The 13,025-nt window shown below is 40.2% G+C and carries 12 protein-coding genes; 6 read left to right on the plus strand and 6 right to left on the minus strand.

The features are described 5' to 3' along the window. Nucleotides 1–59: 59 nt before the first annotated feature. From ACE1CI_RS21470 to ACE1CI_RS21495, 6 genes are all read right to left on the minus strand, one after another. A complete protein-coding gene (locus tag ACE1CI_RS21470; RefSeq protein WP_413261907.1) occupies nt 60–230 on the minus strand; it encodes a hypothetical protein in 171 nt (56 codons plus the stop codon). Continuing rightward, complete coding sequence (locus tag ACE1CI_RS21475) at nt 227–574, minus strand: hypothetical protein (RefSeq protein WP_413261908.1); 348 nt, start codon at nt 572–574, stop codon at nt 227–229. The genes ACE1CI_RS21470 and ACE1CI_RS21475 overlap by 4 nt, the downstream gene beginning before the upstream one ends. Nucleotides 575–610: 36 nt before the next feature. Next, the gene (locus ACE1CI_RS21480) at nt 611–991 is read right to left on the minus strand and encodes a type II toxin-antitoxin system HicB family antitoxin (RefSeq protein ID WP_413261909.1); all 381 of its coding nucleotides are present in this window, start codon (nt 989–991) and stop codon (nt 611–613) included. Nucleotides 992–1,026: 35 nt separating this feature from the next. Next, complete coding sequence (locus tag ACE1CI_RS21485) at nt 1,027–1,173, minus strand: type II toxin-antitoxin system VapC family toxin (protein WP_413261910.1); 147 nt, start codon at nt 1,171–1,173, stop codon at nt 1,027–1,029. Nucleotides 1,174–1,287: 114 nt separating this feature from the next. Then, entirely contained in the window at nt 1,288–2,505 is a 1,218-nt protein-coding gene (locus ACE1CI_RS21490; RefSeq protein ID WP_413261911.1) for a HEAT repeat domain-containing protein, read from the minus strand. A gap of 47 nt (nt 2,506–2,552) precedes the next feature. Next, complete coding sequence (locus ACE1CI_RS21495) at nt 2,553–2,870, minus strand: Mo-dependent nitrogenase C-terminal domain-containing protein (RefSeq protein WP_413261912.1); 318 nt, start codon at nt 2,868–2,870, stop codon at nt 2,553–2,555. Nucleotides 2,871–3,222: 352 nt separating this feature from the next. On the opposite strand from ACE1CI_RS21495, the gene ACE1CI_RS21500 reads away from it, so the two are divergent. From ACE1CI_RS21500 to ACE1CI_RS21525, 6 genes are all read left to right on the plus strand, one after another. Next, entirely contained in the window at nt 3,223–4,770 is a 1,548-nt protein-coding gene (locus tag ACE1CI_RS21500) for a ferredoxin--nitrite reductase (RefSeq protein WP_413261913.1), read from the plus strand. Nucleotides 4,771–4,903: 133 nt separating this feature from the next. Continuing rightward, the gene (locus ACE1CI_RS21505; protein WP_413261914.1) at nt 4,904–6,274 is read left to right on the plus strand and encodes a CmpA/NrtA family ABC transporter substrate-binding protein; all 1,371 of its coding nucleotides are present in this window, start codon (nt 4,904–4,906) and stop codon (nt 6,272–6,274) included. A gap of 88 nt (nt 6,275–6,362) precedes the next feature. Beyond that, nucleotides 6,363–7,205 (plus strand): nitrate ABC transporter permease, encoded by an 843-nt coding sequence (gene ntrB, locus ACE1CI_RS21510; protein ID WP_413261915.1) that lies wholly within the window; start codon nt 6,363–6,365, stop codon nt 7,203–7,205. 133 nt (nt 7,206–7,338) lie between these two features. Beyond that, complete coding sequence (locus ACE1CI_RS21515; protein WP_413261916.1) at nt 7,339–9,372, plus strand: ABC transporter ATP-binding/substrate-binding protein; 2,034 nt, start codon at nt 7,339–7,341, stop codon at nt 9,370–9,372. 99 nt (nt 9,373–9,471) lie between these two features. Continuing rightward, nucleotides 9,472–10,305 carry a nitrate ABC transporter ATP-binding protein gene (locus ACE1CI_RS21520; RefSeq protein WP_413261917.1) on the plus strand — a complete coding sequence of 278 codons (834 nt, stop codon included), beginning with the start codon at nt 9,472–9,474 and terminating at the stop codon, nt 10,303–10,305. Nucleotides 10,306–11,024: 719 nt separating this feature from the next. After that, the gene (locus ACE1CI_RS21525; RefSeq protein WP_413261918.1) at nt 11,025–12,959 is read left to right on the plus strand and encodes a ferredoxin--nitrite reductase; all 1,935 of its coding nucleotides are present in this window, start codon (nt 11,025–11,027) and stop codon (nt 12,957–12,959) included. Nucleotides 12,960–13,025: the final 66 nt, after the last annotated feature.

Below are 13,025 nucleotides of genomic sequence, written 5' to 3' on the forward strand. Positions count from 1 at the left end.
GATATTTTAATGCGATCGCTCAGAAATTTTATGTGATTTGCGATCGCTCTTTTTTCCCACTACTTAACCTCACTTACTTGCTGCTTTGCCGATCTCCTTGATTCCAGACGACGTTGCCATTTATAAGCTATTTCTGTAGATAATTCACACATTTCTCTTGCTTGCTGTTCAAAATCTTTGGCAAGTTCAAGCAATTCAAGAAGTTTCTTTTCATCCGGTAATTGTTTCATTGTAATTCCTCCAAGTTATTAATAATCCTTTCCACCCTTATTTTAGTTTCCAACGCCCGTCCCAATATGCTTCCCAAATCTTCGCCAGCTTCTTGAATTTCTGTTGCTGTTACATCATCAGGGGATACTAGCTCAACCGTAATCTGAATTTGTCTTCTAGAAGTTTCTACAAAGAGTAGGGCAGCGTTTAGATAAGCAAAATATTGAATAATTATAGCATTATTTGGGAAAATCGATAAAATTGCTCTGACTAAGTTGCTTCCCTCTCTTGATTTTTGTTCAATACTATTTAATTCTTGGTTGAGACGATTAATAATTGCTTCAATTTCTGGCGGAATAGGCATTTAGAGTAATTTTTAGGTAACAACTATCTATCATACTCACTTGTTGTTATCCTCCCCATCCATTTTCCGGTAATATTCCTCTAATTCTTCGTCAACTTCGCGTCGATAAGCTTCCATTTCCGAAAGCATATCATTAAAAAGAGGATTATCTTTATACATTCCCGCAAACTTTATCCAAGGATTTTCTGACTTAGGTAAAGCCATTTCTTGGACAACAATTTCAGCGTTTTGTAACCTTGCTGTTAAAAGCTGGTTAATATTTGTTAGCGCCGCTTCCTTTGTATTTCCAGTTGCTTGACAATCGGCTAAACCCCAGACAGTAGCTTTATAGTTTCCTTCTTTTTCCTGTTCAATTATTACTGAGTAAGTTAATTCAGATAGATTTTCCCCATAATCTTTTAATAAATTAGCTTTCATGATTTGAAACCTCTGCCATAATTTTTATAATTTTATTAAGTATAAACTGTCCAATCTTCAAAAACTAAACCAGGGATTCTTTCAAAATCTCGACGATCGCAGGTGACTAAAATTCCATTTCTGGAAATTGCGATCGCTGCAATCCCTAAATCTTGCATACCAATAGCGATCGCACTAACCAACTCTCCTGCTTCATATCAAATTTCTATCAATGCTTCTTTGCGTCCTTTGCGCTCTTTGCGGTTAATTAAAAAATCACTTAAAACTCAGAGTTCATCACTCAAAAATTTCTAAACCTAGCCGATCGCACAAAGCAATTTTTTCAAAGCGGCGATCGCGTGTAACCTCACTACTGTATCTCGATCGGACAATAAAGATTGCAAAGAATCTACCGCTTGGGGATCTGCCAATAAACCTAAACTATTAGCTAATTTTTGGCGAATTTCTGCAAAATTCATGGCTGGATGTGAGGAATTTAACAATTCAATTAAAACCTGCGTTGCTAATGGAATTAAATTAGCTGCTTGCACTTGACCTAAAACAGTAATTACTTCTTGCCAAATCAACAATTGAGAATCTAACTGTCGATCGGAACCAGCAAAATCTTGCAGAAAAACTTGCTTTAAATAGGCGATCGCCTGTGGGGTTTCCACCCAACCCAAAGCGCGAATTGCTTGTAATTGTAAAGGTAAAGGTGTGACTTTTGATTGCCACAAAGAAAACAAAGCTTCAGCAGCTTCATCAGTTCCCAAACGTCCTAAAGCGATCGCAGTTTGTTGACAAACTTCTAGATTAAAATCCCACAATAAAGGCTTTAAAACACTGACCAAATTTAACCGATCTTTTAGATCGCTGCGAACACCTAAAGCAATTATCGCTTCCTTTCTCACACTCGCTGCTACATCTTTTAAAGCTTCTAATAGCGCAGGTAAAACTAGCGGATCGTGAAAACTACCCAAAGCTTCAATTGTCATTGCCCTGACTAATACTTTTGAGTCGTTCACCACAGATAATAAAGGAGTAATTGTTTCTTTGGTGCGAATATGGGCAAGTCCTCGCACTGCTAAAAGTCGCCATTCTTCTTGTTCTAACAAATCTGTTAAAGCAGTAATTGCACTTTTTCCCTGATTAGCTAAAGCTGTCGTCGCCATTGCACTTAATTCTTCACTTTCTGAACTTTTTAACAGTTCGACCAAAGCGGAAATTACAGATAAATCATTAAATTCGCCTAAAATTCTCGCTGCAAACCAGCGTAATTCTTCATCGGCTTCTTCATCTTCTAAAATATTGATTAAAGGTGCGATCGCTTGTTTACCCAAACTAGGAAAAATCTTCGCTACATCCCAACGTTCCTGAAAATCTCCCCAAGTTAAACTCTCTAAAGCCCAATTGAGAATTTGCTGATTATTACTTGCTACTAAACTTTTGGACTGTAGCAAATGTTGTAAGCATTGGTTGAGTAATGACCAATTTTCTTGTTCTGCTGCGATCGTCGCTTTGGCTAAAAAATCCAATTTCCCAAACTCCCTTTTAATTGCTAACAATTATGCTTCAAACTGAGTTATTGGCAATATTGAGAAACATCTTCGCCACATTCATCTGCCAAAAAGCATAAAGCCCGAAAACGCAATTCCATTAACTGTGTGTAAAACGGATTCAGCTTACAAAATGCTGGAATATGGAATAAAGTTCGCCCTAATAATTTTACATCTCGCTCAAATATACAATGCGCTGGAATTAATCGACATAGAAAGCGGGCAATTTTTGCTTCTTTCACTTCTAAAGATTCTAGCCAATGTGAAACAGGCTGCAATAAGTTATCGAAAAGTTGCTGATGTGAATAGAAAGCAGAATTCTCAAAAGTACCAGAACGTAACATGAAATCTTTTCCCTAGTCCTTATGCTCCCAAGGTAAGTCACCTTTTAGTGAAGTTTTGTATAGGTTGTTACGCTAATCTGCGATCGATGTAATAAGCGAATCACATATATTCGATATTTGCATGGTAAGAGCGATCGCCAATTCACAATGTAAAAAAAGCATCTTGGCAATGTAAAAGTTTCATTTTGTAAATAATTTTGTAAATATTGATACGAAAATTCATATTTAGCCCAGATAGCTTATTAACAACGAACAGTCAATCGAAGACAACATTGCTTAACAAAATTTGTTGCCGCATAAATCTAATAAATATGAACTCTAAAACCAAAACAACTAACTAAAGGAAGAGAAAATGGTAGTTACAGCCACAGAAAGGGCGAGTCTGAACAAATTTGAAAAAATTAAGTCCGAAAAAGATGGTTTAGCAGTTAAAGCTCAACTAGAAGACTTTGCCAAAATTGGCTGGGAAGCAATGGAGGAAGGCGATCGAGACTATCGGCTGAAATGGTTAGGAGTATTTTTCCGCCCTGTTACGCCTGGTAAATTTATGTTAAGATTGCGTTTACCTCACGGCATCATTAGTGCGGTGCAAATGCGTGTTATTGCGGAGATTGTGCAGCGCTATGGTAGCGATGGTAACGCTGATATCACTACCAGGCAAAACCTGCAACTACGGGGAATTCGCCTGGAAGACATCCCGGAAATTTTCTATAAACTGAAAAGTGTCGGCTTGACAAGCGTACAATCTGGGATGGATAATGTACGCAATATTACAGGTTCGCCTGTAGCCGGAATCGATGCAGAGGAACTGTTCGATACTAGAGAATTAGTCCAGCAAGTGCAGGACATGATTACCAACAAAGGTGAGGGGAACCCGGAGTTTACTAATTTACCTCGGAAGTTCAATATTGCGATCGCCGGATGTCGGGACAACTCGGTTCATGCCGAAATCAACGATATCGCCTTTATTCCGGCATTTTCGGGAGAAACTTTTGGTTTTAACGTCTTAGTCGGTGGTTTTTTCTCCGCCAAACGTTGCGACGCAGCCATTCCCCTCAATGCTTGGGTAACGCCAGAAGAAGTTGTTTCCTTGTGTCGGGCAATCTTGGAAGTTTTCCGAGACAATGGACTTCGCGCCAACCGTCAAAAAGCCCGATTAATGTGGTTAATTGACGAATGGGGAATTGACAAATTTCGCAGCGAAGTTGAAAAACAACTCGGAAAAACCCTCAAAGAAGCCGCGCCAAAAGACGAAATTATCTGGGAAAAACGCGATCATATTGGAGTTTATCGCCAAAAACAACCAGGATTAAATTACGTTGGGCTACACATTCCCGTCGGGCGACTTTTTGCCCAAGATATGTTGGAACTTGCCCGAATTGCAGATGTTTACGGTAAAGGAGAAATCCGCCTCACAGTTGAACAAAACATTATTATTCCTCACATTAACGATGCTTGTTTAGCGGCATTTTTAACCGAACCAATCATCAAAAAATTTGCCATCAATCCTACACCATTAACTAGGGCATCAGTTTCCTGTACCGGAGCACAGTTTTGTAACTTCGCACTCATTGAAACTAAAAACCGTGCTGTTGAGTTAATGCAGGAATTAGACACTGAATTAACTCTCTCTAAACCAGTGCGAATTCATTGGACAGGTTGCCCAAATTCCTGCGGACAACCTCAAGTCGCCGACATCGGTTTAATGGGTACAAAAGTCAGAAAAAACGGTCAAACCTTAGAAGGTGTAGATATTTACATGGGTGGCAAAGTCGGCAAAGATGCCCATTTAGGAACTTGCATTAGGAAAAGTGTTCCTTGTGAAGACTTAAAACCCGTATTGCGCGAGTTATTAATTAAACACTTTGATGCGGAAATCAAGCCAGAATTTTCCAAATAAGTTCTAATTTTGCATCTTAAATTACCAAACTCTCTAGCAAGAATAATTAAAATTAGCTAAATTTTGCTAGCCCGGAGTTTGGCATGAAAAAATTCCCTCTCTCTCACTCAAATCATCACCGGAGTTAAAGCAAATGTCCAAGTATTCCAGAAGAAAATTCTTATTCACCGCAGGTATTACCGCCGCCGGAACATTATTAGTACATGGTTGTACTTCTGGCACAAATAACGCTGCGAATAGCAATACCAATACCACAGCAAGTACTAATACAACTACTAATCCTTCGCCAAGTGCAGTACCAGCAGCAAACGTAAGTTCTGCTGATGCACCAGAAGTTACAACTGCTAAATTAGGATTTATTGCTTTAACTGATTCCGCACCTTTAATCATTGCCAAAGAAAAGGGATTTTTTGACAAATATGGCATGAAAGATGTGGAAGTTCTCAAACAAGCATCTTGGCCTGTAACTCGCGATAATTTAGAAACGGGATCTGCCAATGGAGGGATTGACGGGGCGCATATTTTAAGCCCAATGCCTTACTTTATGACTTTGGGACAAACCAAAACTAAACAGCCAGTCCCAATGTACATTTTGGCGCGGTTAAATACTAACGGACAAGCAATTTCTATTGCTAACAGCTACAAAGAGTTTAAAGTCGGGTTAGATAGCAAAGGGTTAAAAGATGCTTTCAGCAAAGCCAAATCTACTGGTAAAAATGACCTGAAAGCAGCGATTACTTTCCCTGGTGGAACTCACGATCTTTGGATGCGTTATTGGTTAGCTGCTGGTGGTATTAATCCCGAACAAGATATTTCCGTAATTCCTGTACCACCACCGCAAATGGTAGCTAATATGAAAACTGGAAATATGGAAGCTTTTTGTGTTGGTGAACCTTGGAACGCGCAATTAGTTAACCAAGGTTTAGGTTACAGTGCATTAGTAACAGGTGAATTGTGGAAAGATCACCCAGAAAAAGCTTTTGCGATGCGCCAAGAATGGGTAGATAAAAATCCGAAAGCAACCAAAGCATTATTAATGGCTGTTTTGGAAGCTCAACAATGGTGCGATAAGCCAGAAAATAAAGAAGAAATGTGCCAAATTATTTCTCAGAAAAAGTGGACTGGTGTACCAGCAAAAGATATTATTGAACGTTCCAAGGGAAATATTGATTACGGCGATGGTCGTCCGGTTGTACAAAACAGTCCTTTGGTAATGAAATTCTGGGCTGATAATGCTTCTTATCCTTACAAGAGTCATGATTTGTGGTTTTTAACTGAGAATATTCGCTGGGGATATATTCCGGCTGATACTAACACTAAGCAATTAATTGATAAAGTGAACCGGGAAGATTTGTGGAAGGAAGCAGCGAAAGCGATCGCAGTTCCCGAAGCCCAAATTCCTACCAGTACCTCTCGCGGAATTGAAACCTTCTTTGATGGGGTGAAATTCGACCCAGAAAACCCTCAAGAATACTTGAAAAGTCTCGCAATTAAGAAAGCTTAATCGCTAATTTTCGGTAATGGGTAATAAAAATTCACCCATTACCAACTACCAACTACCAACTACCAACTACCCAATCGCAGGAAACAGCATGACATCCAGAACTAACGGTACAGTTTATCGCCGCCCCTCCCAAAATAGCTTTACTAAATTTTGGCGCAAGAATTCAAATAAAGTTATTCGTCCACTGGTTGCAATTATCGTTTTTCTAGTAATTTGGCAACTCCTTTGTCCTCCCGGTTCCAAAGGATTACCAGGACCGATTCAAGTTTTTAATGACACATTTAACCCTTACATTATCAATCCTTTTTTTGATAATGGTGGTACCGACAAAGGTTTAGGATTACAAATAATTGCTAGCTTACAACGGGTAGCGATCGGCTTTTCTTTATCTGCGATTGTCGGCGTTTTTGTTGGGATTGTCGTTGGCGCAAATAAATTCCTCTACGAAGCTGTAGACCCAATTTTCCAAGTTTTGCGGACGATTCCGCCTCTAGCTTGGTTGCCGATCGCGTTAGCTGCAATTAACCAAAACGAACCTTCCGCGATTTTCGTAATTTTTATTACTTCAATTTGGCCGATTATTATTAACACAATGGTCGGCGTTCAACAATTACCCCAAGATTACAGAAACGTCGCCAGAGTTTTGCAACTTTCGGGTTTTGACTACTTTTTAAATGTTCTCTTTCCGGCAACAGTTCCTTACATTTTCACAGGTTTAAGAATTGGAATTGGTTTATCTTGGTTAGCGATCGTTGCCGCAGAAATGTTAGTCGGTGGCGTAGGAATTGGCTTTTTCATCTGGGATGCTTACAATAATTCGCAAATTAGCCAACTGATTTTAGCGTTAATTTATGTGGGCATTGTCGGTTTATTACTAGATAGATTCGTTGCCTACATCGCTTCGATTTCTGTACCCGCAGAACAGAAGTAACGTTTTTAGTTTTGAGTTAGGGATAGTTTGGGGAGTTAGATAGTTTTGATTTAAGACATTTCCCCTTGTCCCTAGCTAGTCACCAATCACCAATCACCAACTACCAACTACCCACTACCCACTACCAATCACCATGTCAGTATTTGTTGAAGTAGATCACGTCGATCGCATTTTCTCCCTACCCAATGGCGGCAGCTACATCGCCTTAAAAAACATCGAATTAAAAATTAAACAGGGTGAATTTGTTTCCTTAATTGGACATTCTGGTTGTGGTAAATCTACCCTGTTAAATATGATTGCCGGGTTAGATCGTCCTACGAAAGGCGGCATCATTTTAGAAGGGCGAGAAGTGACAAAACCAGGGCCCGATCGCATGGTAGTATTTCAAAATTATTCTTTGCTACCTTGGCTAACTGTGCAGCAAAATATCGCCCTGGCAGTAAACAAAGTTTTAAAAGATAAAACTGCGGTTGAACGTAAAGAAATTGTCCAACATCACATTGATTTAGTAGGTTTAAGAAATGCCGCAGATAAACGCCCCGGTGAATTATCTGGAGGCATGAAACAACGAGTTGCGATCGCCCGTGCCCTAGCAATTCGCCCGAAATTACTATTATTAGATGAACCCTTTGGCGCTTTAGATGCTTTAACTAGGGGTGGCTTACAAGAACAATTAATGCAAATTTGTGAAGAAAGCCACGTTACCTGCGTAATGGTAACTCATGATGTGGATGAAGCTTTGTTGTTGTCCGATCGCATTGTGATGTTAACCAATGGGCCAGAATCCCACATTGGGCAAATTTTAGAAGTAGGAATTCCCCGCCCTCGCCATCGTTTAGAAGTCGTAAATCATCCCAATTACTACTCGATGCGAAACGAAATGATTTACTTCTTAAATCAACAGAAACGGGATAAAAGACGGAAAGCCAAACAGCCAGAAAAAGCAGCATTACCTGCTTCCGGTAAAGCATTTATTTCAAGTAATGGTTTAGAAAAAACTACTTTAGAAATTGGCTTTATTCCCTTAACAGATTGTGCGCCATTAGTAGTTGCCCAAGAAAAAGGTTTCTTCAAAAAACATGGATTTGAAGAAGTCAAATTAGTCAGAGAACCTAGTTGGAAAGCGATCGCCCAAGGTGTTGCTACTCGCCGTTTAGATGCAGCCCAAATGGTTGCCGGAATGCCTTTAGCAATGACTTTAGGAGGTGGCGAAACGGGAGTACCAATTGTTACTGCTTTAGTTCTCAGTCGTAATGGCAATGCTATTACATTGAAGAAAAGTTTCTATGACCAAGGAGTCAGAACTTTAGCCCATTTAAAAGAAGCGATCGCAGAAACTCCGCAAAAAAGTCATGTCATGGGTATGGTGCATAATGCTTCTATGCACAACTTAATGCTGCGTTATTGGTTAGCTTCCGGTGGCATCGATCCTGACTTAGATATGACTTTAACAGCCATTGCTCCACCGCAAATGGTGGCTAATTTGAAAGCAGGAAATATTGACGGTTATTGTGTGGGTGAACCTTGGAATTCTCGCGCAGTTCACGAAAAAGTGGGTTATGTAATTGCCACTGATTTAGATATTTGGGCAGGACATCCAGAGAAAGTTTTGGGAATGCGTGAAGACTGGGTAAATCAAAATCCTCAGACTCACATTGCTTTAGTTAAAGCTTTGTTAGAAGCTTGTGAATATTGTGACGATCGCCGCAACCGCGAAGAAATTTTAGGCTTAATTTGTCGTCCTCAATATGTTGGATCTGCACTTGAATATACCCGCCCCGGTTTCTTAACTGCTTACAACCGAGGCACAGATGAACCAGCGCAACTTTTACCGAGATTCAATCAATTTCACTTTGATAATACCAACTGTCCGGGAAGAGTTGAAGGTCTATGGATTCTTACTCAATTAGCACGTTGGGGTATTACTCCTTTCCCGAAAAATTGGATTGAAATTTTAGAAAGAGTCCGTCGAGTTGACTTATTTGGTGAAGCGGCGCGTCAAGTAGGAATGCCGGATATTGAACCCGATCGCCAAAGTTTTGAATTGTTCGATCGCATGGTGTTTAATCCTGACGATCCGATCGGTTATTTACAACGCTTGACCATTCACCGAGAAATTCGCGTTCAAGAAATTATCATTGATGATTCTCAATCCCAAGCAGCTTAAATCGTCATGAGTCATTGGTTATTGGTGAATAATTCCTCCAAATGACAAATGACAAGTGACAAATGACCAATAACAAATGACCAATAACAAATAACAACCATGCAAACAGCCAATAACACTAGCATTCAAATTCAAGAAACAATCACTCGCGAACCTTTTTTGGTGATCGATCAAGTTTCCAAAACTTACCCTACTCCTAATGGGTTGTATCCGGTTTTAGAAAATGTTAACTTTACCGTTTATGAAGGAGAATTTGTCTGCGTTATCGGTCACTCCGGTTGCGGTAAATCGACTTTATTAAACATGGTTTCTGGGTTTAATAAACCAAGTGAAGGCGAAGTTAGGCTGCGGGGAAATTTAATTACAAAACCAGGGCCCGATCGCATGATGGTTTTCCAAAATTACGCGCTTTTGCCTTGGAAAACAGCTTACGAAAATGTTTATTTGGCAGTAAAAACCGCTTTTCCGAACAAATCTAAAGCGGAAAAACACGAAATTGTTGAAGAACATTTGGCAATGGTGGGATTAACCGAAGCTGCCCACAAACGCCCGAATCAACTATCAGGTGGAATGAAGCAAAGAGTTGCGATCGCCCGCGCTTTAGCGATCCGTCCTGAAATCCTAATTTTAGATGAACCTTTCGGCGCTTTGGATGCAATTACTAAGGAAGAATTGCAAGAAGAATTATTGAGTATTTGGCGAGATCATCGCACTACCGTATTGATGATTACCCATGATATTGATGAGGCATTGTTCCTTGCCGATCGCTTAGTCATGATGACAAATGGCCCTGCTGCCAACATTGGCGAAGTGATGGATATTCCCTTCCCGCGCCCACGCGATCGCGCCCGCATCATGGAAGACCCCCAATATTACGAATTGCGGAACTACGCCCTAGACTTCCTCTTCCGTCGCTTTGCCCACGTTGAGTAGGGTCTGGGGGACTGGGGATTGGGGATTGGGGACTAGGGGAAGTTCATTAACCCAAAACAGGATCAGGATTGATGGATTTACATGATGTTCAAGATTAATCAACAAATCTGGTCAATCTGTAAATCTTGTCAATCCTGGTCTAACTTTCTCCTTAACTGAGATCTTGCACCAAGAGGCAGAGCCTCCATTACTCGTTCCCAGGTTCAACCTGGGAACGAGGATTTGGGAGGTTCCACCTCCAGGAGTGCAATATCTCAGTTAACGGAAAACTCACCCAGTCCCCAGTCCCCTATCCCCTATCCCCAAATCATGTAGAAACAGCAATTTATTCATGCAACATATTCATTAAGATAGATTTTTTGTTACTAAAGATACCGTTTACCTCTGTTTATTCTCTAAACTTAAGAACATAAGGCTACGAAATCACAGAAATTAATGAAATGTAGCGGGTTTTAAACAGAAGGAGAAGATTTACAAAATTAAATAAATCTTTCTCTAACTCAACAGTTTCCTATCCTTTATTTATGAAATATCCTGTCACCAAAAGAAACATTCTGTCTAAAGATAGATTTACTAGGCAGAAGCTAGAAAGTTGTAACAAAATCTACAAACTAAGCCTGATTTGCCGAATAACATAAAACGAAAAATAGGTCTTAGTAACTAAAGTTTTAATTTACGAATTTGAAGCAAAATAAAGGAATTAAGGGGAGGAATAACTGATGACAAGTACTGTCACGCCACCAACAACTAGCACTCAAAATAAGTTTGAAAAATTCAAAGCGGAAAAAGACGGTTTAGCAGTCAAGGAACAATTAGAAGAATTTGCCCGAATTGGTTGGGAAGCGATGGATGAAACCGATCGCGAACACCGCTTAAAATGGCTGGGAATCTTCTTCCGTCCTGTTACTCCCGGCAAATTCATGATGCGTTTGCGCTTACCAAACGGCATTATTAACAGCGATCAAATGCGGGTTTTAGGCGAAATTGTGCAACGTTATGGTAGTGATGGAAATGCTGATATTACTACCAGACAAAATCTCCAATTAAGGGGAATTCGGATTGAAGATGTACCGGATATTTTCCGCAAAATGAAAGCCGTTGGTTTAACTAGCGTGCAATCAGGAATGGATAACGTTCGTAACATTACCGGATCGCCTGTGGCGGGGATTGATGGTGATGAATTGTTCGACACCAGAGAACTTTGCTTCCAAGTGCAAGACATGATTACTAATCATGGCGAAGGTAACTCAGAATTTACGAATTTGCCTCGGAAGTTTAATATTGCGATCGCAGGATGCCGCGACAATTCCATTCACGCCGAAATCAACGACATTGCCTTCATTCCCGCATTTTTAAACGAAACTTTTGGCTTTAATGTATTAGTTGGCGGCTTCTTTTCTGCTAAACGTTGCGATGCTGCGATTCCCTTAAATGCTTGGGTTCCTCCTTCTGATGTTGTCGCTTTGTGCAGAGCAATTTTAGAACTTTTTCGCGACAAAGGTTTACGCGCCAATCGGCAAAAAGCCCGGTTAATGTGGTTAATTGATGAAATGGGTTTAGGGCAATTTCGCACTGAAGTAGTAAACCGAATGGGAAAACCCCTCGCAGAAGCAGCAGCCAAAGACGAAATTGAGTGGGAAAAACGCGATCACATTGGCGTTTACAAACAAAAACAACCCGGATTAAACTTCGTTGGTTTACATATTCCCATCGGGCGTTTATTTGCCCCAGATATGTTTGAAATTGCCAGAGTCGCAGATGTTTATGGCAATGGAGAAATTCGCCTCACAGTTGAAGAAAATCTGCTTATACCCAATATTCCAGATGACAAATTGGAGGCATTTTTAGCCGAACCAATTCTGCAAAAATTTAGCATCGATCCAACACCTTTAAATCGGGCATTAGTCTCTTGTACTGGGGCACAATTCTGCGGTTTTGCCTTGATTGAAACTAAAAATCGCGCCTTAGCAATGATTAAGGAATTGGATGCTGAATTAACACTAACTAAACCAGTGAGAATTCATTGGACTGGTTGCCCAAATTCTTGCGGACAACCCCAAGTCGCTGACATTGGTTTGATGGGAACTAAAGTTAGAAAAGATGGGAAAACTGTCGAAGGCGTTGACCTTTATATGGGCGGAAAAGTTGGTAAAGATGCCCATTTAGGAACTTGTGTAAGAAAAGGCATTCCTTGTGCAGATTTGAAACCACTTTTGCGAGAAATTCTGAGCGAAAAATTTGCGGCTATTCCCAAAGAAGGCATAGCAACAACAACCGAACATTCTGCCGAAATTGAAGTCAAAGAACAGAAAGTTACCATCACCTTTGATGAAGAAACAGATGCTCAAGGTGTTAAAGTACCAAAGGTAAAAAGATCTGAACCTGTACAACCAACGGTGATTTCTTTCGCGAAATCAGGTAAGGAAGTTAATGCTAGTAGCGAACAATTTATCTTAGAAGTAGCTGAAGCAGAAGGTGTTGAGATTCCTAGCAGTTGTCGATCGGGAAATTGTGGCACCTGCAAACAAAAACTTTTACTAGGTGGAGTTGAATACGAAGGCGAACCCAATGCTTTAAGTGATAGCGAAAAAGAGCAAGGTTTTATCTTAACTTGCATTTCTCACCCCGTTGGGCGGGTAGTGATTGATGCTTAATCACTGAACAATTTTCGATGTTTAATATTCAATTTGCCTCGCTTAATAAATCAAAGCGACGCGAGG

This window comes from Floridaenema flaviceps BLCC-F50 (genome assembly GCF_041929275.2).
Classification (GTDB): Bacteria; Cyanobacteriota; Cyanobacteriia; order Cyanobacteriales; family Aerosakkonemataceae; genus Floridanema; species Floridanema flaviceps.

What these genes read in the sequence shown, in the direction of transcription:
- ACE1CI_RS21505 (WP_413261914.1), top strand. Translation starts at nt 4,904, where the DNA reads ATGTCCAAGTATTCCAGAAGAAAATTCTTATTCACCGCAGGTATTACC.
- ACE1CI_RS21520 (WP_413261917.1), top strand. Translation starts at nt 9,472, where the DNA reads ATGCAAACAGCCAATAACACTAGCATTCAAATTCAAGAAACAATCACT.
- ntrB (WP_413261915.1), top strand. Translation starts at nt 6,363, where the DNA reads ATGACATCCAGAACTAACGGTACAGTTTATCGCCGCCCCTCCCAAAAT.
- ACE1CI_RS21500 (WP_413261913.1), top strand. Translation starts at nt 3,223, where the DNA reads ATGGTAGTTACAGCCACAGAAAGGGCGAGTCTGAACAAATTTGAAAAA.
- ACE1CI_RS21515 (WP_413261916.1), top strand. Translation starts at nt 7,339, where the DNA reads ATGTCAGTATTTGTTGAAGTAGATCACGTCGATCGCATTTTCTCCCTA.
- ACE1CI_RS21525 (WP_413261918.1), top strand. Translation starts at nt 11,025, where the DNA reads ATGACAAGTACTGTCACGCCACCAACAACTAGCACTCAAAATAAGTTT.
- ACE1CI_RS21475 (WP_413261908.1), bottom strand. Translation starts at nt 574, where the DNA reads ATGCCTATTCCGCCAGAAATTGAAGCAATTATTAATCGTCTCAACCAA.
- ACE1CI_RS21480 (WP_413261909.1), bottom strand. Translation starts at nt 991, where the DNA reads ATGAAAGCTAATTTATTAAAAGATTATGGGGAAAATCTATCTGAATTA.
- ACE1CI_RS21470 (WP_413261907.1), bottom strand. Translation starts at nt 230, where the DNA reads ATGAAACAATTACCGGATGAAAAGAAACTTCTTGAATTGCTTGAACTT.
- ACE1CI_RS21495 (WP_413261912.1), bottom strand. Translation starts at nt 2,870, where the DNA reads ATGTTACGTTCTGGTACTTTTGAGAATTCTGCTTTCTATTCACATCAG.